Genomic DNA, 22,700 nt, shown 5'->3' on the forward strand with positions numbered 1-22,700 from the left:
GTTTTCTTAAAAGCCGAACCAGGGGCCGAAGATAGGCATCGGCAAGCCAAGCAGCTTGACGAACACGATGACGGCAAACGCGGCCAGGCCGACGGCCAGGATCAGGTTCGCTTTCCAGGTGAACTTGGGGCTCGCATAGGCAGCGAGCAAGACCAGGACCAGCACCGCCGGCACCAGGCCGGCCCTGCGCATCAGGAAGCCGAACAGGAGCACGGCGAGCAGGACCAGGAACAATTCCTTGAGGTGGAACTTGCCGATCGCCTCGCCGGGACGCAGGAAGGAGCGGATCACGCCCACCAGGCCCACCAGGGCGAGCAAGCCGCCGAGGACGGACGGGAAATAGGCTGGCCCCATGCGGCCGGCGCTGCCCATCGGGTATTCGAGACCGATGATGATGGCGGCCAGGCCGAAGAACAGAAAGATGCAGCCAGTCCAAAAATCCTTTGGATGGCGAATGAATGATGGCACTGCGCGCTCCTTTGCTTCTTATTAAATACTATGTCCGGTCGAGTACTTGGTCATTGCGGCAGGCAGGGCGAGATCGTCCACCTGGCCGCACGCATGGCGGAGCCGCCACGGGAGAACGCTCCCGCGGCGGCTCCGCCATGCGCTGTTTCCTGGCTTAGTCGGCGTAGACGCCGGCCTTGGTGATGATCGGCGACCAGCGCTCGATCTCGGACTTGACGTGGGTGCGCAGCGCTTCCGGCGTGGCGCGCTTTTCGGCGACCGGCTCGGTGCCGAGGTCGGCGAAACGCTGGGTGACGGCAGGATCCTTGAGCGCCGTCTGGAGCGCGCCGGCGAGGGTGTCGACGATCGGCTTGGGCGTGCCTTTCGGCGCGTACAGGCCGTGCCAGACCGTCACTTCGAAGTTCGGCAGGCCCGATTCGGCCAGGGTCGGCAGTTCCTTCATGAACGGCAGGCGTGCCTTGGTGGTGACGCCGTAGGCCTTGATCTTGCCGCTCTTGATCTGGCTGGTGGTGTTGGTGGTCTGGTCGCACATGAAGTCCACCTGGCCGCCGAGCAGGTCGTTCATGGCCGGGCCGGTGCCCTTGTACGGCACGGTGGTCAGGTCGGTGCCGGCGGCGCTCATGAACAGCATGCCGCACAGGTGCGAGGCCGAACCGACACCTGCGTTGGCGTAGGTGACCTTGTCCTTGTTGGCCTTGACATAGGCGAGGAATTCCTTGAAGTCCTTGGCCGGGAAGTCCTTGCGCGCGACGATCGTCATCGGCACGTCGGTGACCAGGCCGATCGGCTCGAAGCTGTCGATCGCGTTGTAGCTGAGCTTGCGGTACAGCGAAGGCGCGGTGGCATGGCCGATGTGGTGCAGGAACAGCGTGTAGCCGTCCGGCGCGGCCTTGGCGACGCGCGCGGCGCCGATGGTGCCGCCGGCGCCGCCGACGTTCTCGATGATGATCTGCTGCTTGAGCTTGGTGCCCATCGACTGCGCCACCAGGCGCGCCACCGTGTCGGTCGGGCCGCCGGCCGCGAAAGGCACGATCATGGTGATCGTCTTGGTGGGGTAGGTCTGTGCATGCGCCATCGCGCTGCCGAACAATGCCAGGCAGGCGGCGGCGCGCATCAGGGTGATTTTCATGGTGTAGTCCTTGGTCTCTTGTTTATAAGTTATGCCCAACCGTCCATCTGACGCACGCAAACTTGGCTGATCGTGTCCGCACGAACCGCGCCGTGCCCGGTCGTCAGTCATCAGGTATGTACGCAGGCTTGGTTGTACCAGCAAATAGACGGTTGTGCAACTAAGGGAAAACCGCAATTGCATGCCGCGTTATACTTATCCTTATTGGGTAAGGAGAGCGACATGCGGGGCGCCGGTCCCTGCTCATCCATATTAATCCGACCTGGCCATGGACGGCGCGCGCACCGCACGCGGCGGGCGCCGGCTTGCCGCCAGCGGTGCCAGGCTGGCGCCGGGGAGGTCGCCATGCAGCGCGCACGCCGCTTCGCTTTTTTTCTTGCAGCAGCCGTTTTACCCGCGGCCGGCGCGCCGTCCGCTGCCGCGCCGGCCTGGGAAGAACCGGTCGAGATCGCAATCGGGCGCGGCGCCAGGGGCCCCTGGCGCCAGAACGATTCGTACTACGACTACGTCGACGACGCCAGCGTCGCCTTCGCCCGCGACGGCAGCCTGGCCGTGGCCTGGGTCGACCAGAAGAGCAGGGACGTCTGGCTGCGCGGCGTTGCGAAAGACGGCCGGCCGGGCGCGCCGGTCAACGTTTCGCGCAGTCCCGCCACCTTTTCCTGGCTGCCGCGCATCGCCGCCGACCCAGGCCGTCCCGGGCGCCTGTGCCTGCTGTGGCAGGAAATCGTTTTTTCGGGAGGCTCGCACGGCGGCGACATCCTGTTCGCCTGCTCGGACGAGCACGGCAAGGACTTCTCCACGCCGCTCAACCTGTCGCGCTCGACCGGCGGCGACGGCAAGGGGCGGCTCGCCCGCGATGCCTGGTCGAACGGCAGCCTCGATCTCGCCATCGGCGCCGACGGCGCCGTGTTCGCGGCCTGGACCGAATACCATGGCGCATTGTGGATGGCGCGCTCGTTCGACCGCGGCGCCAGCTTTTCCGCGCCGCGCCGCATCGCGGGCGACCAGGCGCGGCCGGCCCGCGCGCCGGCGCTGGCCCTCGGCCCGAACGGCGCCGTCCACCTGGCCTGGAGCGTGGGCGAAGACCCGCGGGCAGCCATCCGCGTCGCCCGTTCGCGCGACCGGGGCGCCAGCTTCGGGCCGCCGCTGCAGGTCGGCGGCGGCGCGGGCGCCGCCGATGCGCCGCGGCTCGCCGCCGACGGCGCAGGCAGCCTGCACCTGGTCTACGCGCAGGGCGGCGCCGTGCGGTATGCGCGCGCCGCCCCCGGCGCGCCTTTTAGGCCGGCACGCACGCTCTCGAACGGGCCGGCGCGCGCCGCGGCTGCCTATCCGACGCTGGCCGGCGACGGGCGCGGCGTCCTTGTCGCGGCCTGGGAAAACATGGGCAACGGGGGGCGTCCGCGCTCGCTCGGCATCGCCGTCTCGCGCGATGGCGGACGCAGTTTTTCCGCGCCCGCCACGGTGCCCGGCAGCGAGGCGCCTGCCGGCGGCGCCAACGGCAGCCAGCAGGGCTTGCTGGGCTCGAAGCTGGCCGTCGCGTTCGACGGCAGGATCGCGCTCGTCAACAGCAGCCTGGTGCCCGGCCGGCGCAGCCGGGTATGGCTGATGCGGGCGCGCTGACGGCCCGCACGGCCCGGCCGCCGCCCGTGCGCGCGCCCGCCGCGGCGCAGGCCTTGTATCGCGCGGATTCTCGCCTAAGCTGATGGTGCGGGGCTCGCGGCATCGTCCCGCCGCGCGGTTTGCGCGGCCCGCCGCTCATCTTGAATCAACAGGAGGAAATGATGAACCATCGCCTCATCCTCAGGCTCGCCGCCTTTGTCGGCGTCGTGTTCGGTATCGCGCTGATGTTCGGACCGGACGCCCTCATGCGTGCCTACGGCGCGGAAGGTCTCAACAACGCCGGGCGCGGCATGGCCATGCTGTGCGGTTCCCTGCTCACCGCTTTCGCCATCATGAATTTTGCCGCCAGCCGCGCCCCGGACATGGCGGAAATCCACTACGTCCTGATCGGCAACCTGGTCGCCTTCACCCTTGGCTTCGTGATCACGCTGTATCGCCAGCTCATGGTCGAGACGGTGCCCGATACCGCCTGGCTCAACGTGATCCTGAACCTCGGTTTCGCCGCCCTGTTCGGCTACCTGTACATGGCCAGCCCGGCCGGCTATCGCCTGCACTCCCGGACGCACCACGCTTAAAGGGGGCGCGCCAGGCTGCGCGGCGCAGCCCGGCGCGCAAGACCAGGCGCCGGCAAGGCGTTACCGCGGCGAAGCCGACAGGTCCGGCGGCGCGCCCTCAGCGCACGCCGGCCACCGCCAGTGCCGTCATGTTGACGATCCTGCGCACCGTCGCGCTCGGACTGAGTATGTGCACCGGCTTGGCCGCGCCGAGCAGGATCGGTCCGACCGTGACGCCCTTGCCCGAGGACACCTTCAGGATATTGAAGGCGATGTTGGCCGCGTCCAGCGAGGGCATCACCAGCAGGTTGGCGCTGCCGGCAAAGCCGCCTTCGGGCTGGTACAGGCGCCGGATGTCTTCGGACAGGGCGGCGTCGCCGTGCACCTCGCCGATCACGCACAGCGCGGGGTCGAGCGCGCCCAGCAGCGCGCGCGCCTCGCGCATCTTGCGCGCCGAGGGACGCTCGGAGGAGCCGGCATTCGAATGCGACAGCAGGGCCACTTTCGGCTCCAGCCCGAACTGGCGCAGCTCGGCCGCGGCCAGGCGCGTGATGGCCGCCAGTTCCTCGGCCGAGGGGCTGTCGTTGACATAGGTGTCGGTGATGAACAGGGTCAGCTTGTCGAGCACGAGGGCGTTCATCGCCGCCAGCACGGTGGCGCCGGGCGCCATGCCGATCACGTCCTTCACGTGCACCAGGTGGCTGTCGTAGCTGCCGCGCATGCCGCAGATGAGGGCGTCGACCTCGGCGCGCGCCAGCAGCCGCGTGCCCTGCAGGGTCGTGTCGCCCTCGGCCTCGACCAGGGTGTAGTCGACGCCTTCGCGCAGGCGCAGGCCGTTATGCTCGATGGCCGCGCCGACCTCGGCGGCGCGGCCGATCAGTACCGGCTGCGCCAGGCCGCCGTCGACCACGGTCTGCACCGCGCGCAGCACGCGCGCGTCCCCGGCCTCGGCATAGGCCACGCGGCGCGGCCTGGCCTTGGCCTTGGCGAACACCGGCTTCATGAAGAAGCCCGTATGGTAGATCATCTCGGCCAGGCGCTCGCGGTAGGCCGCCATGTCGGTGATCGGGCGCGCGGCCACGCCCGACTCCTCGGCGGCCCTGGCGACGGCCGGAGCGATGGCCGCCATCAGGCGCGGGTCGAAGGGTTTCGGAATGATGTAGTCGGGGCCGAAGCGCAGGTCGTCGCCCGCGTAGGCCGCGGCCACGGCGTCGTTCGCCTCGGCTTCGGCCAGTTCCGCGATCGCCGTCACGCAGGCCAGCTTCATCGCCTCGGTGATGCGCGTGGCGCCACAGTCGAGCGCGCCGCGGAAGATGTAGGGAAAGCAGAGCACGTTGTTGACCTGGTTCGGATAGTCCGAACGGCCGGTGGCGACGATGCAGTCGGGCCGCGCCGCGCGCGCCACTTCCGGCCGGATCTCCGGCTCCGGATTGGCCAGCGCCAGGATCACCGGGCGCTCGGCCATGGTCCTGACCATCGCGGCCGAGAGCACGCCCGCCGTCGAGCAGCCGAGGAAGACGTCGGCGCCCTGCACGATGTCGGCCAGCGTGCGCGCGCCGATCTCCTGGGCATAGCGCGCCTTGTTCGCCTCCATGTCGGCTTCGCGGCCGCGGTAGATGACGCCTTTCGAATCGGCCACGTAGATGTGCTCGCGCTTGACGCCCAGGCTCACCATCATGTCGAGGCAGGCAATGGCCGCCGCGCCGGCGCCGCTGGCGGCCAGTTTCACCCGGCCGATGTCCTTGCCGACCACCTTCAGCGCATTCATCAGGGCGGCGCTGGAGATGATGGCCGTGCCATGCTGGTCGTCGTGGAAGACCGGGATGTTCATGCGTTCGCGCAGCTGCTTCTCGATGTAGAAGCACTCGGGCGCCTTGATGTCTTCGAGGTTGATGCCGCCGACGGTGGGTTCCAGCATCGCGATGGCGTCGACCAGCTTGTCGGGATCCATCTCGTCGAGCTCGAGGTCGAACACGTCGACGCCGGCGAATTTCTTGAACAGGCAGCCCTTGCCTTCCATGACCGGCTTCGCGGCCAGCGGCCCGATGTTGCCCAGGCCGAGCACGGCGGTACCGTTGGTGATGACGGCCACCAGGTTGCCGCGCGAAGTGTACTCGGCGGCCATGGCGGGGTCGGCTGCGATCTCTTCGCAGGCATAGGCCACGCCCGGCGAATAAGCGAGCGACAGGTCGCGCTGGTTCGACAGCGGCTTGGTGGCCACGACCTCGATCTTGCCGCGGGTCGGACTGCGGTGGTAGTCGAGCGCGTCGGCGCGCAGCTGGGTATCGCGCGGCTCTTCCTGGTTGCTCTCGGTGCTCATGTGGTCTCCTTTGCAGGGCCGTCGGCGCCGCGCCGAATGCGCTCGAGCGGGTACGGAGCGCGCAGGCGGCCGATGGCCGGTGGGTGTGGGCTCATCATACGTGATCGCGCCCGATCCTGCGCCTGGCGAGTTCTGCGGCGTCGCCCGGTTCAGCGCACGTCCGCCCGCTTGTGGGCCGGCCGGATGGTCCAGTAGTGGATCGTGCGGCCGTCGACGCGCTCGGTCTTTTCGTGCGGCCACTCCGGTCCCATGTCGAAGGCGTGGGAAACCACGCGCGCGCCGACCTTGAGCTGCTTCCAGAGGCGCGGGCGCAGGCGCGCGTTCACGTTGGGCAGCAGGTAGAGCGTCACCACCGAAGCGGCCGAGACATCGGTTTCGAAGAGGTCGGCCACCCGGAAGTCGACCCGGTTCGCCACGCCGGCCTGCTCGGCGTTCCTGCGCGCCTCGGCGATGCGTTCGGGGTCGAGGTCGATGCCGGTGCCGCGCGCGCCGTGGAACTTCGCCGCCGTCACCACGATGCGCCCGTCGCCGCAACCGAGGTCGTACAGCACGTCCTTCCTGCCGACCTTCGCCAGTTGCAGCATGCGCTCGACCACTGGCTGCGGTGTCGGCACGTAGGGCACGTCGAGCGGCGGCGGCGCGGCGGCGGGCTGGGCAAGCAGGCGTGCATGCGCCAGCAGCAGGCCGGCGGCGCCGGCGCCGAGCGTGACCAGGGCCTGGCGGCGGGGGAGGGATTTCATCGGCATGCTCCTTGTGGGTTGGTTGAGCGGATCAGGCGCCGGGCTCGGGCTGCCTGCCCAGCCAGGGCAGCAGCGGCAGCCCGGCCGCCAGCACGGCCACGCCGACCCAGGCGGCGTTCAGGCCGCCGAGCGACTGGCTGTATACATAGGAAAGGCTCGACCACGGCATCCAGGCGCAGGTGGCGCAGAACAGCAGCGGCAGGAGCGGGAACAGGGGCACCTTGTAGGGGCGGGCTAGGGCGGGTTCGCGCCGGCGCAGCACGAACAGCGACAGGCCGGCCAGCAGGAAGAACAGCCAGAACACGGGCGCCGTGAATTCGACCATGGCCTGGAAGCCGCCGCCGAACAGCCCGCCCAGTCCGACCAGCAGCAGGGCGGCCAGGCCCTGCACCAGCATCGCCACCGCCGGCGTGCCGGGCTGGCCGTCCCAGCGCCCGAGCCGGCGCAGGCGGCGCCAGTCGCAGCCCATGGCATAGCCCGAGCGCGCGCCGACGATCATGGTCGCGTTGATCGAGGTGAGCGCCGAGACGGCCACCAGCAGCGCCATCAGCTTTTCGCCCCCGCTGCCGAAGGTCTTGCGCATGACGTCGGCGGCCAGCGTGGTCGAAGCGGCCATGCCCTGCAGGCCGAGCGTCTTCCAGCAGGCCCAGGTGACGAGCAGGTAGAGCACGGTGATGATCAGGATCGACAGCGTCAGGGCGCGCACGATGCCCTGCGGTCCGCCGCGAACCTCGGCGCTGATATAGGCTGCCTCGTTCCAGCCGCCGTAGGTGAGCAGCACGAAGACCATGGCCATGCCGAAGGAGACGGAGCCGGCCGCGGCGGGCGGGGGCGGGGCCGGGCCGGGGCCGGCGAAGGTGGCGGCGGCCACGGCCAGCAGCAGCAGGCCACCGACTTCGGCCAGCGTGAGCCAGCGCTGGGCGGCGGCGCCGCTGCGCAGGCCGCGCAGGTTGACCAGCGCAAGCAGGCCGATCGCGCCGCCGGCGTAGGCGAGCGGCCCCCAGGCGGGGGACAGGCCGGGCACGGGCCAGGCTTGCTGCATGTAGTCGCCGAACACGAAGGCGAGCAGGGCGATGGAGCCGGTGGTGATCACGGAAAAACGCGCCCAGCCGAACAGGAAGGCGACCGTGCGCCCGTAGGCGCGGCGCAGGAAATGGTAGTCGCCGCCGGGATGGGCGCAGGAGGTGGCCAGTTCGGCATAGCACAGGGCGCCGGCCAGCGACACCAGGCCGCCCAGGATCCACATGCCGAACATGCCCTCGGCGCTGCCGGACAGGCCGGCGACGATGGCCGGCGCCTTGAAGATGCCGGCGCCGATGACGACGCCGACGATCAGCGCGACCGCCTCGCGCAGGCCGAGCAGGGGCTGCGGGCCCGCGGCCACGCCCGCTGCAACATGCGCCTGTCGTTCGCTTGAGTCCATGGCACGTACGCTCCTGGTCGTTCGCGTGGGGGGGGGCGAGGACGGTTCACCTGCAGGCGCGGCCCTTCGCCTGACCTCGGCTGTCGCCGGCCGGTCATCCACGTCCGGGGTTCGACGCTGCCGAGCCGAGTTTGGTTCCCGATAAGGGGACCGATAAGGGGACCGATAAGGGGACCGATAAAGTGTCCCGGCTTTCGCCGCGGCCGGCAGGGGCGCGTCCGGCATGCACGTTGATTTGCTACACTGCCGACATTAACCACAATCACATTTCCCATGTCCCAAGCGCTTGAACTGCGCGCCCAGGCCTTGCGCTGGCTGCTGGAAACCGATCCATCGGCCAAGGCCGCGGGCGTGGCCGCCATGGCGCACGCCTTCGCCGGCGGCGCGCTTCGGCTCGACAGTGCCGCCGTGCACCCGCACCACGAGGCCATTCCCGGCCGGCCGGCGCGTCCCGTGCTGGTCGCGCCGCGCCAGGTCGGGCGCCGCTCGATGGCCACCGTCGAGGGCCGCGCCATGCTGGTGCACGCATTGGCGCACATCGAATTCAACGCCGTCAACCTGGCGCTCGACGCCCTGTGGCGCTTTCCCGGCATGCCGCATGCGTATTACACGGACTGGCTGCGGGTATCGAAGGAAGAGGCCGACCACTTCACGCTGCTGGCCGGCCACCTGGCCACGCTCGGCCATGCCTACGGCGATTTCAGCGCCCACGACAGCCTGTGGGAGATGGTCGAGAACACGCGGGACGACGTCCTGGCGCGCATGGCGCTGGTGCCGCGCACGCTGGAGGCGCGCGGACTCGATGCGATTCCGCCGCTGCGCGCGAAGATTGCCCAGGCGGGCGACCTGGCGGCCGCCGCCATCCTCGACATCATCCTGCGCGACGAAGTCGGGCACGTCGAGATCGGCAACCGCTGGTACGGCTTCCTGTGCGAGGCGCGCGGCCTGCCGCTGCGCGCGACCTACGACGCGCTCGTCGTCCAGTACCGGGCGCCGGTACTGAAAGGCCCGTTCAACCTCGACGCGCGCCGCCGCGCCGGTTTCAGCGAAGAGGAACTGGCGCGCTTTGCCTGACGCGCATCCCACGCACCCCGGCACGCGCACGTCGAGCGCCGCACCGTGCGCGCGCTCAACCCGGAAGAGGCGCCCGGACGGGCGTTCGAAAATTTCGACGACAGTCCTGCAAACAACTCGCTTTTTGTTCCCGGCTGGCACGCGCATAATGGGATTCATGCACGGGACGGCAGGCGCCGGGCGGGGACGGCAAGCGGGAAACGCAGCCGACGCCGGGCCGGCGCCGATATTCGAATCGTTCGAACGGCCGCTCACAGAAGGAACCCATCATGTTGAAAGTACGTAAGAGCGAGGAGCGCGGCGTGGCCGACTTCGGCTGGCTCGATTCAAGGCATACCTTTTCGTTCGGCCACTACCAGGACCCGGCGCACATGGGCGTCGGTCCGCTGCGCGTCATCAACGAAGACCGCGTGGCCGCCGGCCGCGGTTTCGATTCGCACGGCCACCGCGACATGGAAATCATCTCGTATGTGCTCGAGGGTGCGCTCGAACACAAGGACAGCATGGGCAACGGGTCGGTACTGCGCCACGGCGACGTCCAGCGCATGAGCGCCGGCAGGGGCGTGGTGCACAGCGAATTCAATCATTCGCGTACCGAGCCGGTGCATTTCCTGCAGATCTGGATCCAGCCGAACGAAGTGGGCGCGCCGGCCGGCTACGAGGAGAAGCATTTCGACGCGGCCTCGAAAACCGGCCGCCTGCGGGTGATCGCCTCGCCCGACGGCGTCGACGGCTCGGTGTCGATCCGCCAGGATGCGTCGATCCATGCCGCGATCCTGCACGGCGGCGACGATGTCGGCTTCCCGCTGCGCCAGGGCCGGACCGCGTATGTGCACGTGGCGCTCGGCGCGCTGAGCGTGAACGGCGTGGCCCTGAAAGCCGGCGACGCGGTGCGCATCGACGACGAGGCGCAGGTGCGCCTGAGCGGCGCCGAGAACGCGGAAGTGCTGCTGTTCGACCTGCCGCGCTGAGCGGCCGTTTCAGGGCAGGGCGGGTGCGGACGCGCTACCGTAGCGCCCGCCTAGCGCGCCGTCGCCATGCGCCGCACTGCCGCGCCGTCGCGCAGACGCGCGCGCCACCACGCGAGCGCCGCGCCTTCCTCGCCGGTGCGCCAGCCGAGATACAGCGTCTCGTCGGGTTTGGGCTCATCGACGTCCTTGGCCACCAGGCGGCCCTGCGCGACATCGTCGGCGACCCAGGCCGCCGGCAGGAAGCCGAAGCCCAGGCCGGCGCGCTGGAAATCGTACTTGGTCTGCATGTCCGGCACCGTTAGCGTGTCCTGGCCGAACAGGAGGCCGACGGTGCGCGCCTCCAGCCGGCGCGCCGAGTCGGCCACGGCGACCGCGCGGTGCGCGGCCAGGTCCGCCTTCGAGAGCGAACCCGTGATGCTTGCCAGCGGATGCATGGGCGCCACCACGAACACGAACGAGAGGGTGCCGACCGCCTCGGCCGTGTAGCCGCCGCCCGGCGGCCCGCTGCCGGCCGCCCCCACCAGCAGGTCGGCGCGGCGGTCGAGCAGCGCTTCCCAGGTTCCCGACAATTCCTCCTTTACCAGGCGCAGGCGGGTCTGGTCGGCCACGGCGCAGAAGGCCGCGATGTCGTCCATCAGCGCGCCGGGCGAGAGCATCGAATCGATGGCGAGCGTAAATTCGGTTTCCCAGCCCGATGCCACGCGGCGCACGCGCCGTTCCAGGTCGCCGGCGGCTTTGAGCAGGTAGCGGCCTTCCTTGAGCAGCTCGGCGCCGGCGCCGGTCAGTTCCACGCGCGGGCCGAAACGCTCGAACAGCTGCACGCCGAGGTCGTCCTCCAGTTTCGCGACCGTGTAGGAAATCGTCGAGGGCACCCGGAACAATTCCCTGGCGGCGGCCGCGAAGGAGCCGCGGCGGGCGATGGCGTCGACGGTGAGCAGGGCGTCCAGGCTGAGTTTGAGCATGCGGGCAGGGAGTGAAAGCGTCGACCCGCATTCTACGCCCGCCACCGCAGCGTTCGCCCTGAAAGCACAATAATTGACGGCAATCAATTGATCATCCCGATAAGCGGCAGATTTTTTGATCTATAACAAAGCGACAATACCCGGCGTAAGCCCGGTGTAAGAAATCCGTAAGGAAACAGGCACATCCTGCCGGATGAAGTACCGGCTTTTAGCTGGTGAGTCCGCTTGAAGCCAGAACGTGCATGTATCGATTCAGTCCGCGTATAAGAACCCAGACAGGAGACATGAGCATGAAGAAGGATGACAAAGCACCGAAGCAGCCCGCCGCCACCCGCCGCAAGTTCCTGGGCAGCGCGGCGGCCGGCACCGCACTGGCCTTTCCGATGGTCGCCACCGCGCAGGCCCCGGCCAGGATGCGCTTCCAGAGCACCTGGCCGAGCAAGGACATCTTCCACGAATACGCGCTCGATTTCGCCAAGAAGGTCAACGACATGACTGGCGGCGAACTGCGCATCGAGGTCTTGCCCGCCGGCGCGGTGGTGCCCGCCTTCGGCCTGCTCGACGCGGTCTCGAAAGGCACGCTCGACGGCGGCCATGGCGTCATGGGCTACAACTACGGCAAGCAGAGCGCGATCGCGCTCTGGACGTCCGGCCCGGCCTACGGCATGGACGCCAACATGGTCCTGGCCTGGCACAAGTACGGCGGCGGCAAGGCCTTGCTGGCCGAGCTGTACGACGGCATCGGCGCCAACGTGGTGTCCTTCCTGACCGGGCCGATGCCGACCCAGCCGCTGGGCTGGTTCAAGAAGCCGATCAGCAAGAAGGAAGACCTGAAGGGCATGAAGTTCCGCACCAACGGCCTGGCGATCGACCTGTTCACGACCATGGGCGCGGCGGTGAACGCGCTGCCCGCCGGCGAGATCGTGCCGGCCATGGACCGCGGCCTGCTCGACGGCGCCGAATTCAACAACGCCAGCTCGGACCGGCTGCTCGGCTTTCCCGACGTGTCCAAGGTCTGCATGCTGCAAAGCTTCCACCAGAGCTCGGAACAGTTCGAGATCACCTTCAACAAGACCAAGTACAACGCGCTGCCGGCCAAGCTGAAGGCGATCATCGAAAACGCGGTCGAGGCGGCATCGGCCGACATGTCCTGGAAGGCCGTCGACCGCTATTCGAAGGACTACCGCGACATGCAGGCCACGCAAGGCGTCAAGTTCTACAAGACGCCGGACGCGCTGCTGCAGGCGCAGCTGGCCGTGTGGGACGAGGTGGTCGCCAAGAAGGGCGCCGGGAATGCGCTGTTCAAGAAGGTGGAAGCCTCGATGCGTGCTTTTGCCGAGCGGGCGATGAAGTGGGACATGGACACCAACAACCCGCGCCGCATGGCCTACAACCACTACTTCGGGCGCAAGGCGCCGCCGAAGAAGGCGTAAGTCCGCGATCGCGGCAGTGCGGTTCGCCATCCCGCCGCGCGCGGGGTGGCGTTTGGGCTCGCTTGGGCTCGCAACGACGACCGGGAGCAGCGCCATGCAGAACGTCTTGTTTTTCGTCGACCGGGTCAGCAGCTGGGTCGGCCAGGCCTTTTCCTGGCTGATCGTGGTGCTCACCTTCCTCATCACCTGGGAAGTGTTCGCGCGCTACGCCCTGAATGCGCCCAACCCCTGGGCCTTCGACCTGATGATCATGATGTACGGCGCCGCCTTCATGATGGCCGGCGCCTATACCCTGGCCAAGAACGGCCACGTGCGCGGGGACGTGCTCTACAGCTTCTTTCCGCCGCGCCTGCAGGCCGGGCTCGACCTGCTGCTCTACATCGTCTTCTTCATCCCGGGCGTCGTCGCGCTGGCCTGGGCCGGCTATACCTATGCCGCCGAATCCTTCGCCATCCGCGAGCATTCCACGCTGACCGCCAACGGCCCGCCGCTGTACCCGTTCAAGATGGTGATTCCCTTTGCCGGCATCCTGCTCCTGCTGCAGGGCCTGGTCGAGATCGTGCGCTGCGTGCTCTGCCTGCGCCTCGGCGCGTGGCCGGCGCGCGAAGCGGACGTCGAGGAAGTCGACGTCGACCAGCTCAAGGCCATGGTGCACGCGGACGAGCGGGAGGCGACATGAGAAAGGAAATCTGGTTCGGCCTGTCGATCCTGATCGCCATCGTCGTCGCGCTGTTCGCCCTGATGCCGGCTCCGGCCGACATGACCAACGGCCACCTCGGCCTGTTGATGCTGGCGCTGGTGGTGGTCGCCATCATGCTCGGCTTTCCGACCGCCTTCACCCTGATGGGCATGGGCATGATGTTCGCCTGGTTCGCCTTCCGCAGCAGCGACCCGAACCAGGCCACCCAGCTCACGCTCGACCTGATGGTGCAGCGCGCCTATTCGGTCATGGCGAACGACGTCCTGATCTCGATTCCGCTGTTCGTCTTCATGGGCTACCTGGTCGAGCGCGCCAACCTGATCGAGCGCCTGTTCAAGAGCCTGCACCTCGCGATGGCGCGCGTGCCCGGATCGCTGGCCGTGGCGACCATCATCACCTGCGCCATCTTCGCCACCGCCACCGGCATCGTCGGCGCCGTCGTCACCCTCATGGGCCTGCTGGCGCTGCCGGCCATGCTCAAGGCGGGCTACAGCACCCAGCTCTCGGCCGGCTGCATCACGGCCGGCGGCTGTCTCGGCATCCTGATTCCGCCCTCGGTGCTCCTGATCGTGTACGGTGCGACCGCCGGCGTGTCGGTGGTCAAGCTGTATGCGGGCGCGCTGTTTCCGGGGATCATGCTCGCCGCCTTGTATGTCGGCTATGTGCTCGTCATCGCCAAGTTCAGGCCGAAACTGGCGCCGCCCTTGCCGGCCGCCGAGCGGGTCGTGGCGCTGCCGGCGTTCACGCAGTCCATCCCCGACGCCTACCATCGCAACGCGGTGCCGGGCCTGGTGCGCGCGCTCAAGGGCGAGCGCGGCGCGCACGTGCCCGGGCGCACGCTGGCGTCGAACCTGTTCGTGGCCCTGCTGCCGGCGCTCGCGTTCGCCGCCGTCATGGGCGTGAGCTACCGCGTGCTCACGGCGCCGGAAGCGGCGCCCACGGAACTGGTCGAAATGGGTGCGCAGGGCGATGTCGCGGCATCCTCCGGCAGCGGCGACGCCGGCGGCTTGCAGGAGCCGCCCGCCGACGCGGGGCTGGCCGAGCCGCCGGTCGAGGGGGGCCTGGCCGAGCCGCCGGTCGAGGGCGCGACGGCCGTGCCGCCGGGGCAGGCCGCACCGGCGGCGCCGGCCGGCCCGCAGGCGATCGAGGCCGCGGCGGACATCCCGGCCAGGGAAGCCGTCGCCAGGACGGCCTCGAGCACCTACTGGACGGTGCTCGGCGTGGGCGCCGCCGCGCTGCTGGTCTTCTATGCCTTCTTCAGCTTCGCGCGCCTGGAGATCTTCAAGATGCTGCTCGGGTCCTTGTTCCCGCTGGCGATCCTGATCCTGTCCGTCCTGGGCAGCATCGTGTTCGGCCTGGCGACGCCGACCGAGGCGGCGGCCATGGGCGCCTTCGGCGGCCTGCTGCTGGCGATCGCCTATCGCCGCTTCAACTTCAACCTGCTGCGCGATTCGGCCCACCTGACGGCGAAGACGACGGCCATGGTGTGCTGGCTGTTCGTCGGCTCGAGCATCTTCTCGGCCGCCTTCGCGCTCCTGGGCGGGCAGGAAATCATCAACGACTGGGTGCTCGGGATGGACCTCACCCCGGTGCAGTTCATGCTGCTGGCGCAGGTGGTGATCTTCCTGCTCGGCTGGCCGCTGGAGTGGACCGAGATCATCGTCATCTTCATGCCGATCTTCGTGCCCTTGCTGGCCCATTTCAACATCGATCCGCTGTTTTTCGGGCTGCTGGTGGCGATGAACCTGCAGACGGCCTTCCTGTCGCCGCCGGTGGCGATGTCGGCCTTCTACCTGAAGGGCGTGGCGCCGCCGCACGTCACGCTGAACCAGATCTTCATGGGCATGCTGCCCTTCATGGGGCTGCAGGTGCTGGGCATCGTGCTGTTGTACACCTTCCCGGCGATCGGGCTATGGCTGCCGGGGGTGCTCTACAAGTAAGGGGCGATCGGCCGCGCCCGGAAAACCCCGTGTCGCCGGCTGCCGGCATGCACACCGATTTCCGGGCGGGCAATCAGAACACGCGGTGGATCCAGCCGTGCCGGTCTTCGGCGCGGCCGTTCTGGATATCGAGCAGCGCGGTCTTCAGGCGCGTCGTGACCGGTCCCGCTTCGCCGCTGCCGATCCGCGCTTCGAAGCCCTTGCCCTTGACCTTGCCGATCGGCGTCACCACCGCGGCGGTGCCGCAGGCGAAGGCTTCGCTCAGGCGGCCGCTGGCGGCGTCTTCTTTCCACTGCTGGATCGAATACGGCTCTTCGCGCACCGTCAGGCCCATGTCGCGCGCCAGCACGATCAGCGAGTCGCGGGTGATGCCCGGCAAGATGGTGCCGGTCAGCGGCGGGGTCTGGATCGTGCCGTCCTCGAACACGAAGAAGATGTTCATGCCGCCGAGTTCCTCGACCCAGCGCTTTTCGACCGCGTCCAGGAACACGACCTGGTCGCAGCCTTCGCGCGTGGCTTCGGCCTGCGCGGCCAGGCTGGCGGCATAGTTGCCGCCGCACTTGGCGTCGCCGGTTCCGCCGGGCGCGGCCCGGATGTAGTGCTCGGAGACCCACAGGGTGATGCCGGCGGCGCCGCCCTTGAAGTAGTTGCCGACCGGCGAAGCGAAGATGCAGAACAGGTATTCATTGGCCGGACGCACGCCCAGCGCCGCTTCGGTGGCGATCATGAATGGACGCAGGTACAGGGCCGAGCCTTCGCCTTTCGGAATCCAGTCGCGGTCTTCGCTGACGATGGCATGCACGCCTTCCAGGAACAGTTCCTCCGGCAGCGGCGCCATGGCCAGGCGGACCGCGGAATTCCTGAAGCGGCGCGCGTTGGCGTCCGGGCGGAACAGGGCGGCTCCGCCGTCCGGCTGCGGATAGGCCTTCAAGCCTTCGAAGATTTCCTGCGCATAGTGCAGCACCATGGTCGACGGGTCGAGCGAGAGCATGCCGCGCGCTTCGACCTTGCCGTCGTGCCAGCCGCGGCCCTCGGTATAGCGGATCGTGACCATGTGGTCGCTGAACGCACGGCCGAAGCCGGGATTATCGAGCAGTGCCGTACGGTCGGCGGTGGGAAGGGGCATGGGGCTTTTCTGGATCGACAGGGTCGATGGACCAACTTTGTTCATACAGTCTCCGGGAATCTACAATGCGCGACAGTGCGGTAGTGCGTCGTCAGGCGGTATTATCGATCAATCACGGCATTTTAGCTGCCGGAAATTCGACCGGACGGGTGAAAACGGGGCGTGCCGGCACGTTTTTGGGGAGAAAACGTGCTTGCATCGCTCGGCGCTCAGCTGCCAGCGAGCGCAGGGCGCCTTTTTTCCGGCATGCTGAGCGGGGCCGCAAGATTGCGGCCCTGGCCCGCGTTTTGCGACAAGTGCGGACCGGCAGCGCCTGTCGGCCCAAAAGCCTTCGCAATGGCGGCTGTAGGGGTGACGGATACTGTTTTGCTTGTAAACGTTGGCTTGGCTCGTTACGCTGCTTGGACATGAACCTGCTCGACGGGCTTGCCCGCACCGATATCGATCCCGCCATGCTGGCGAAGGTGCGTACATTGGTCGAGCAGCAGCAAGCCCAGCTGTTGCCATTTGCGGACTCTACGCCGGCTTGACTCTGCCGCGGCATCTACGTCCCGCAGGCGGGCTGGATTGTGTTCCTCCTCAAGCTGGCGATCGCCGTGTCGGTCATGGGCGCGCTCAGCTGGTACAGCGCCGGCCAGTTCAACTGGGCGGCCATGCAGGCCACCCCCTGGCTGCGCGCGCTGACATTGGTATGCATCGTCGGCGCCAGGGCGGCGGCCTACTTTGCCGTATTGTTCGCCCTCGGCTTCCGCGTGGGCGACTTCAAACGGCGCGGCAAGTAGCACGCCACCCCGGCCGTCGGCGGCCAACGGCCAGCGCCACGGCGCCGGCAAGAAGCAGGACCGGCACTGCCGGCTCGGGCACCTCGCCGGTATCAGGGTTGACGATCCGAACGCTAAAATTTGGCGCCATCGTCATGCCGATTTCCTCGAGCGACGCATTGAGGAATAATGCGTCTTCCAGCGAAAACGCCACCAGCGTCTGGTCCGCCACGGCCAGCGCCGCGAAGGTCAGCGTAAACAGGACGCCGCCGCCGTCCGCGCCTGGCACTGCCCCGATCAGGGACGCCCCGGTGAAGGAAACGATGCCGCCGGCTTCGTCGACGGCACCCTCGATGAAGAAGGTCGTGCCCGCTCCTTGCAGGAACCCACCTTCCTGCTGGGATACGAAACGCATGGCCCCGGGCGCATAACGCACACTCAGGTTATAAGCGTAAAGGTCGCTGATATCGTCGACCAGGATGCCTAGTTCGAATTGCTCGCCTGCGGTTACCGACGCCGGGCCTGCATAGCTGAGGGTCGGAACTGCCAGCGCTGACGAAGCGCCGCACAAAGCCAGCAGCGCGAATAACGCTGCAGAGAAGAAGTGTTTCATGACATTCCTTTCAGGTTATTTGCACACGGTGCCGGCAGGGACCTTGCTGGCTACAAGGGCGAGGTCGCGCGCGTCGACAATGCCGTTGTTGTCCAGGTCAACGACCGGATTGAACGAAGGATTTCCTGCTCGCATGCCAAACGACGCCTTGACCAGGCCGAGGTCATCGCAATTGACGACGCCATCGCGATTCAGGTCGCCGACAATGGCCGCGCCGATCACCTGGCTCGTCAGGACCGCGAAATTGCGCAGGTCAGGCTGCAGCGCATGCTCCGCTGTAAAGGTGAGGGTCTCGACCGTGCCAACCGGGGCGGTAGAAGGCGGGGTTAGCTGCACCCGGACCAGCACGCTTGCACCGCTCGCCAGGGTGGCGCTGGCAGGCGTGACCGAGGTAATGTAGAGCCTATCGTCCCGGGCGACAAAGTTAAAGGTCCCCGCTGCTCCGTCATTGCGCACCTTGAACAGGTAATTGGTCAGCTGGCCGCGCGGCAAGCCCACCGCAATCGGCGCGACAACCGAGACCAGCTGCGGCACGACGGTCGATGCAATCACGCGCTGGAACTTGACGCGGCCAGCGAGTTCGCCCACGGCATAGACATTGAACGGCTCGTTAGGCACCTGCACCGTCCCGGTTTGGACGCCGGGTTGGGCCGTGTCGTTGGCCGACAACGTGAAATTGCGCAATACAGTGCCTGCGGGCGTACGGAACTGGAATGCCAGGTTCTGCGTCGTCCCCGTCATGCTTGCGAGCGCATGCAGCGTGGCGCCTGGCGCTGGCCAACCCGAGTAGGCCTTGGCGCCTAGATGTCCTGGGCGGCCCGCGCTGGTAACAAAGCGGAAACTGTCGAATGCCAGCGCGCTGCGGCCATTGATGATGATGGAAAATTCATCCAGCCCGCTGATGTTGACCTTCCACTCCCCCACTTGTGGCGCGTTGATCGATAGCACCAGTGCATTGCTGAGCGGGATCTGTTCGACACCGGGGCTTCCTGGCTGGACGACGCTGCCGTCCGGCCGCAGCACAGTGATGGCACCGGCGTTATTCACCTTGGCAACCGAAATGTTCAACCGGGTCATCCGGTTGTCGACCGGGAAGGTGAACGTCTTTTGTCCCCCGCTCAGTACGTCCGATACGGACAGGATATCGACCGAATCACTGCGCGACAGCACATCGGCCAGTTGGGCGACGCGGCCGGCCTCGGTCTGAGGAATCACAAACACTTGCCCCCCGGTGCTCTTGGCCACCGCAAAGTAGGCGGGGTCGTACGGTGAGCAACTGCCGAACAGCGAGAAGAAGACGCGCGATTTCTTCTCATATGCTAGGCTCAGCACGGAGCCGCGCTTGGCGGAATCCTTCGCGCTGGCATCGGTGAACAAATAAACCCGCGCGCCGTGCGATGCGCGGGCAACTGCCTTGTACAGGCCCTCCATGGCAAGTTCCGGGCAATCGCCGCCGCCGCTCGGGAACAGCCCGGCCAGGGCCGTCTTGAAACTGGCCTCGCTCTCGGTGACGAACGGCTCGGGGACAGTAGGGTCGCTGAACGGCGCCAGCACGTACTGCGTGGCCTGCTCGGGCGTGTTGAGGCGCGAATCGATGATCTGGCCGACCGCCGTGCGCACGCCCGTGATCGCGGTGCCCATGCTGCCGGTGGTGTCGATGGCAAAGGCAAACGGTGCACCGATTCCCAGCAAGGCCTTGTACTGGCGCTCGCCCACCCGCGTGCGTAGGTCGCGGAACAACTTCACCGATGCCTGGGCGGCCAGTGCAGCCGCCTGCGGGTGGCTGTCGCTGTGCGGCGAGTCGAACGCGCCGTCGCCGGTCAGCAGGCAAGACGACATATCCTTGTTAATGCCTCCCCAGCCGGGCGAGCCGTCAAAGCCGCCGCCGTGGCGGCACTTCCCCGGTAGCAGGTTGCGATTTTGCCCCGCGAAGTAGCCGCTGGTCAGCGAACGGGTAATCAGGTTGTCGCGCGCACACCCGTTGATGGCCGATACCGCGGCGCAGGTCGGTTCAGCGATACCAGCCTGGCCTCCCACCACGCTGCTGAAGCCCACCTGTGGGTGGACGCCGGTATTGTCCAGTTCGATCCAGTTGGAGTGGCTATAGAAATCCTGCAAAGTGTGCAAGGCCATACCGACGTTTTTCCGCGCCGCGTCCAGGTTGTTCGCGCCAAGGTCGGCCACCGCCTGGTTAACGTGCTTGACAATGTTCGTGCTACACGCGGAGATGTTCTCGCCATCGCAATGATAGGCCGAGTCCTTGGAGAAAATCTCGTCGACCTCGGCGTTGCCATCACGGATCTGTTCGCTGGCGTCGTTCATCGTCGATGACACCGTGGTCAAGGACAGGTCCTTGTACACCTGGGCAAGCGCAGTCTTGGTAATGGCAGAATGCGACTCTCCCGGCGTCACCGAGCCGAGTGCGGTGGACGGTACAAACGCGTTCGCATTTTGCAGGCAGAAAACACACAGAATGGCTTGCGCCAGCCGCGGCAATCTCGATGCATTCATAATGCCTTCCCTTCAAAAGTTAGGTTCGAGTAAGCGTGCTGATGACAGGGGTGTTGCGTGGTGCAGTGTTATCTAAGTGGGGGTGTCGCATCGGACTCGATGCCTATGCGCGCGCCGCTCAGGTCGGCGTAGCCCTTGATGCCTCGCTTGCGAAGCGCGGCCTCGATGCACGGCAAAGACTGCGTGCCGAACATGCGGAGCACGCCCGCGCCAATCGAGCGCATGCCGCCATTCATGCCGCCCTCGCGCAGCAGGTACACGATGGCGGGAATGTTGGATGGGACCAGCGCAGCAAAGACGGTTTGCATGTCGCTGTAGTCGGCGTCCCAGTGCGGAAACGGATTGTGCGCGGTGCCGCGCAAATGGAGATGTTTTTTAAAGAGCTTGCGCAGGGCGCGCAGCTCGGCTGCGTCTGCGGAGAGGCTCGCCATCGCCGCCTCGCATGATTCGGGCGTCTGGATTTCGCGGGGAACCGCTTGATCGCCGGCGTATGCCGGGGGGGCAGGCAGCGCTGCCGCCAGGCCAAGCAGAACACTGCCCGCAAGGGCCAGTCTCGTTCGCTGTAAGCTGATATATCGCATGATTGGCTTCGGTTCGCGGTCTAATCGAGTTAGCAATATCAATGCCCGATGTCTTTTCTGAGCAAAATCAAGAACTTGCGCGATAACTGCGTGCGGCGCTTAGAAAAATGTAAGGAAAGCCGACAGCATGGCGCCGCAGCAGCCGGACAATTCAGGCGCTTGCTTCCGGAACCTGCAACTGAAGCTGCGCTTCGAATTCCCGGAGGGGTATCGGTTTGCCGAACAAGAAGCCCTGGTACATCTCACAGCAGCGCGTACGCAGGAAGTCCAGCTGCTCCAGCGTCTCCACGCCCTCGGCGATCGCCTCCAGATGGAGGTTGCGCGCCAGCGCTCCCTCCTGTACTTGCTGCGAAATGTGCTATCTGCGTCAGCGCCCGCCCATAATTGGAAGAAATCATACTGAATTTGTGTGCGCAGATCCTCATAGGTAGGCGCGACCTGCTCCGCAGATTTAAGATCATTCGCTCTGACAACCGTACAGGGATGTTCTGGCCACGGCGGCCCAAGTTCGTCGAGGAAGACGCGGCTGCCGTGTGCATTCTGGTAGAAAAAGACCGGCTGCTCGCACACTGGGCACTCAGCATTCGGCACTACCTGTCGAGCGGTGGCGCCAGCGTGGGAGCGCGCATACCGCAATAACGCCTCATTCGGGCCAGGCGAAGAGCCGCTATCCCATGAATCACGATCCACGTTGTGACCGCTGACCCGATGCACATTCCCCTTGACGCTAGGTAAGCGTCCAGCCGCCCCATCTTCGCCGCGCAGTCAACCTTGCGTAGAGTCCGCAAATGGCAGCAACGAATCGATCTTGCTGTTCGGGCAGGTCGGCAGCCTGTCGAGGGTGTCGGCAAGCCAGCGGGCCGGATCCAGCCCGGTCAGTTTGGCGCACCGGCAGCAGCTGGGGGCTGCTTGCTGCGCGCTCGACGCGGCGGGCCCAGTACTTGAGGCGCTCCACGGCGATATCGTGATCTCGGCAATATGCTTCAACGGACAGGCCAGTGCTCCGCCAGTGCGCCACGCGCTCGCGCCAGGTTGATGAGGGAATTCGGTGACGGGGCATGGGATCCTCGAAATGGAAGACATCGAGTCTGCCCACCGTCGGCACTACATTATCGGTGGGTGGGCTGCACGCTTACGTACAATGGCCCTTCCGGCGCATTGCATGCGCATGACCTTGGCAAGCGAGAACGATATGAACGACCACCACGGAAGACCCGTCCACGAATTGACGATGACGGTCCTGATGACGCCCGACATGGCCAATTTTTCCGGCAACGTCCACGGCGGCACCATCCTCAAATTCCTCGACAGCGTGGCTTACGCCTGCGCCAGCCGCTACTCCGGCGCGTATGTCGTCACCCTCTCGGTCGACCAGGTCATGTTCCTGCAGCCGATCCATGTGGGCGAACTGGTGACCTTCCTCGCCTCGGTCAACTACACGGGGTCGAGTTCGATGGAGATCGGCATCCGGGTGGTGACCGAAAACATCCAGCTACGCACCCAGCGCCATGCCAACAGCTGCTATTTCACGATGGTGGCGGTCGACGCCAACCGCAAGCCGCAAGCCGTGCCGGCGCTGCTTCCCGAGACCGAGGAGCAGAAGCGCCGCTTCGAGAAGGCCGAGGAGCGCAAGCGTTCGCGCCAGGCCTTGCATGGGAAGAAGCGGTGAGCCGGCCGGCGCCGTCCTTGCGAAACGCCGACGATAAGCTTCTCCTGTCGAGTCTGTTTTCGTCGACATGACTGCCGGGTAGCTTGCCCGCGGCCGAGTTTTGGC

22 protein-coding genes and 1 pseudogene are annotated in these 22,700 nt (G+C 66.8%); 11 read left to right on the forward strand and 12 right to left on the reverse strand.

All coding sequences use genetic code 11. The features are described 5' to 3' along the window. Positions 1 to 6: 6 nt before the first annotated feature. Together ACFPOU_RS23385 and ACFPOU_RS23390 are read right to left on the reverse strand one after the other, a co-directional pair. The gene (locus ACFPOU_RS23385; protein WP_379727402.1) at positions 7 to 468 is read right to left on the reverse strand and encodes a tripartite tricarboxylate transporter TctB family protein; all 462 of its coding nucleotides are present in this window, start codon (positions 466 to 468) and stop codon (positions 7 to 9) included. 154 nt (positions 469 to 622) lie between these two features. After that, complete coding sequence (locus ACFPOU_RS23390; protein ID WP_379727405.1) at positions 623 to 1,597, reverse strand: tripartite tricarboxylate transporter substrate binding protein BugD; 975 nt, start codon at positions 1,595 to 1,597, stop codon at positions 623 to 625. 345 nt (positions 1,598 to 1,942) lie between these two features. Here ACFPOU_RS23390 and ACFPOU_RS23395 point away from each other — a divergent pair, with 345 nt between their 5' ends. Together ACFPOU_RS23395 and ACFPOU_RS23400 are read left to right on the forward strand one after the other, a co-directional pair. Then, a complete protein-coding gene (locus ACFPOU_RS23395; RefSeq protein ID WP_379727408.1) occupies positions 1,943 to 3,217 on the forward strand; it encodes a sialidase family protein in 1,275 nt (424 codons plus the stop codon). 161 nt (positions 3,218 to 3,378) lie between these two features. Continuing rightward, positions 3,379 to 3,792, forward strand: a complete 414-nt coding sequence (locus tag ACFPOU_RS23400) for a hypothetical protein (protein WP_379727411.1) — start codon at positions 3,379 to 3,381, stop codon at positions 3,790 to 3,792. A gap of 97 nt (positions 3,793 to 3,889) precedes the next feature. Here ACFPOU_RS23400 and ACFPOU_RS23405 read toward each other — a convergent pair whose 3' ends face one another. The 3 genes from ACFPOU_RS23405 to ACFPOU_RS23415 form a co-directional block, all read right to left on the reverse strand. Beyond that, complete coding sequence (locus ACFPOU_RS23405; protein ID WP_379727414.1) at positions 3,890 to 6,091, reverse strand: NADP-dependent malic enzyme; 2,202 nt, start codon at positions 6,089 to 6,091, stop codon at positions 3,890 to 3,892. 149 nt (positions 6,092 to 6,240) lie between these two features. Further along, positions 6,241 to 6,831, reverse strand: a complete 591-nt coding sequence (locus ACFPOU_RS23410) for an SAM-dependent methyltransferase (protein ID WP_379727417.1) — start codon at positions 6,829 to 6,831, stop codon at positions 6,241 to 6,243. A gap of 31 nt (positions 6,832 to 6,862) precedes the next feature. Further along, positions 6,863 to 8,254 carry an APC family permease gene (locus ACFPOU_RS23415; protein ID WP_379727420.1) on the reverse strand — a complete coding sequence of 464 codons (1,392 nt, stop codon included), beginning with the start codon at positions 8,252 to 8,254 and terminating at the stop codon, positions 6,863 to 6,865. 273 nt (positions 8,255 to 8,527) lie between these two features. Between ACFPOU_RS23415 and ACFPOU_RS23420 the strand changes: the two genes are divergently transcribed. Beyond that, entirely contained in the window at positions 8,528 to 9,328 is an 801-nt protein-coding gene (locus tag ACFPOU_RS23420; protein WP_379727423.1) for a ferritin-like domain-containing protein, read from the forward strand. Positions 9,329 to 9,597: 269 nt separating this feature from the next. Continuing rightward, a complete protein-coding gene (locus ACFPOU_RS23425; protein ID WP_379727426.1) occupies positions 9,598 to 10,299 on the forward strand; it encodes a pirin family protein in 702 nt (233 codons plus the stop codon). Between the two features lie 50 nt (positions 10,300 to 10,349). Here ACFPOU_RS23425 and ACFPOU_RS23430 read toward each other — a convergent pair whose 3' ends face one another. Continuing rightward, positions 10,350 to 11,261, reverse strand: a complete 912-nt coding sequence (locus ACFPOU_RS23430) for a LysR substrate-binding domain-containing protein (protein ID WP_379727428.1) — start codon at positions 11,259 to 11,261, stop codon at positions 10,350 to 10,352. Between the two features lie 290 nt (positions 11,262 to 11,551). Between ACFPOU_RS23430 and ACFPOU_RS23435 the strand changes: the two genes are divergently transcribed. The 3 genes from ACFPOU_RS23435 to ACFPOU_RS23445 all read left to right on the forward strand — a co-directional run bounded on the left by ACFPOU_RS23435 (position 11,552) and on the right by ACFPOU_RS23445 (position 15,334). After that, complete coding sequence (locus ACFPOU_RS23435; RefSeq protein ID WP_379727431.1) at positions 11,552 to 12,694, forward strand: TRAP transporter substrate-binding protein; 1,143 nt, start codon at positions 11,552 to 11,554, stop codon at positions 12,692 to 12,694. A gap of 94 nt (positions 12,695 to 12,788) precedes the next feature. Beyond that, positions 12,789 to 13,373 (forward strand): TRAP transporter small permease subunit, encoded by a 585-nt coding sequence (locus ACFPOU_RS23440; protein ID WP_379727434.1) that lies wholly within the window; start codon positions 12,789 to 12,791, stop codon positions 13,371 to 13,373. Then, positions 13,370 to 15,334 (forward strand): TRAP transporter large permease, encoded by a 1,965-nt coding sequence (locus tag ACFPOU_RS23445; RefSeq protein ID WP_379727437.1) that lies wholly within the window; start codon positions 13,370 to 13,372, stop codon positions 15,332 to 15,334. The genes ACFPOU_RS23440 and ACFPOU_RS23445 overlap by 4 nt, the downstream gene beginning before the upstream one ends. Before the next feature lie 73 nt (positions 15,335 to 15,407). Here ACFPOU_RS23445 and ACFPOU_RS23450 read toward each other — a convergent pair whose 3' ends face one another. Next, positions 15,408 to 16,505, reverse strand: coding sequence for a branched-chain amino acid aminotransferase (locus ACFPOU_RS23450; protein ID WP_379727440.1), 1,098 nt, complete (start codon positions 16,503 to 16,505; stop codon positions 15,408 to 15,410). A gap of 362 nt (positions 16,506 to 16,867) precedes the next feature. Here ACFPOU_RS23450 and ACFPOU_RS23455 point away from each other — a divergent pair, with 362 nt between their 5' ends. Continuing rightward, positions 16,868 to 16,990 carry a hypothetical protein gene (locus ACFPOU_RS23455; protein ID WP_379727443.1) on the forward strand — a complete coding sequence of 41 codons (123 nt, stop codon included), beginning with the start codon at positions 16,868 to 16,870 and terminating at the stop codon, positions 16,988 to 16,990. A gap of 39 nt (positions 16,991 to 17,029) precedes the next feature. Further along, a complete protein-coding gene (locus tag ACFPOU_RS23460; protein ID WP_379727446.1) occupies positions 17,030 to 17,242 on the forward strand; it encodes a hypothetical protein in 213 nt (70 codons plus the stop codon). Here ACFPOU_RS23460 and ACFPOU_RS23465 read toward each other — a convergent pair. The 3 genes from ACFPOU_RS23465 to ACFPOU_RS23475 all read right to left on the reverse strand — a co-directional run bounded on the left by ACFPOU_RS23465 (position 17,223) and on the right by ACFPOU_RS23475 (position 20,926). Continuing rightward, a complete protein-coding gene (locus tag ACFPOU_RS23465) occupies positions 17,223 to 17,834 on the reverse strand; it encodes a cohesin domain-containing protein (protein WP_379727448.1) in 612 nt (203 codons plus the stop codon). The two genes, ACFPOU_RS23460 and ACFPOU_RS23465, sit on opposite strands and share 20 nt — an antisense overlap. Before the next feature lie 15 nt (positions 17,835 to 17,849). Further along, the gene (locus ACFPOU_RS23470) at positions 17,850 to 20,345 is read right to left on the reverse strand and encodes a dockerin type I domain-containing protein (protein ID WP_379727451.1); all 2,496 of its coding nucleotides are present in this window, start codon (positions 20,343 to 20,345) and stop codon (positions 17,850 to 17,852) included. Positions 20,346 to 20,413: 68 nt separating this feature from the next. Beyond that, complete coding sequence (locus ACFPOU_RS23475) at positions 20,414 to 20,926, reverse strand: hypothetical protein (protein ID WP_379727453.1); 513 nt, start codon at positions 20,924 to 20,926, stop codon at positions 20,414 to 20,416. Positions 20,927 to 21,053: 127 nt separating this feature from the next. Here ACFPOU_RS23475 and ACFPOU_RS23865 point away from each other — a divergent pair, with 127 nt between their 5' ends. Further along, positions 21,054 to 21,329 carry a hypothetical protein gene (locus ACFPOU_RS23865; protein WP_465263298.1) on the forward strand — a complete coding sequence of 92 codons (276 nt, stop codon included), beginning with the start codon at positions 21,054 to 21,056 and terminating at the stop codon, positions 21,327 to 21,329. Between the two features lie 362 nt (positions 21,330 to 21,691). Here the strand turns inward: ACFPOU_RS23865 and ACFPOU_RS23485 are convergent, their stop codons facing one another. Next, a complete protein-coding gene (locus ACFPOU_RS23485) occupies positions 21,692 to 21,913 on the reverse strand; it encodes a transposase domain-containing protein (RefSeq protein WP_417568527.1) in 222 nt (73 codons plus the stop codon). After that, positions 21,846 to 21,986, reverse strand: a pseudogene (gene tnpA / locus ACFPOU_RS23835) (IS66 family insertion sequence element accessory protein TnpA); the annotation flags it as partial. The pseudogene tnpA and the gene ACFPOU_RS23485, both read right to left, overlap by 68 nt. Positions 21,987 to 22,118: 132 nt before the next feature. Here tnpA and ACFPOU_RS23490 point away from each other — a divergent pair. Beyond that, positions 22,119 to 22,595 (forward strand): acyl-CoA thioesterase, encoded by a 477-nt coding sequence (locus ACFPOU_RS23490; RefSeq protein WP_379727462.1) that lies wholly within the window; start codon positions 22,119 to 22,121, stop codon positions 22,593 to 22,595. Positions 22,596 to 22,700 lie beyond the last annotated feature (105 nt).

The organism is Massilia jejuensis (genome assembly GCF_042656795.1).
GTDB classification, from domain to species: Bacteria; Pseudomonadota; Gammaproteobacteria; order Burkholderiales; family Burkholderiaceae_D; genus Telluria; species Telluria jejuensis.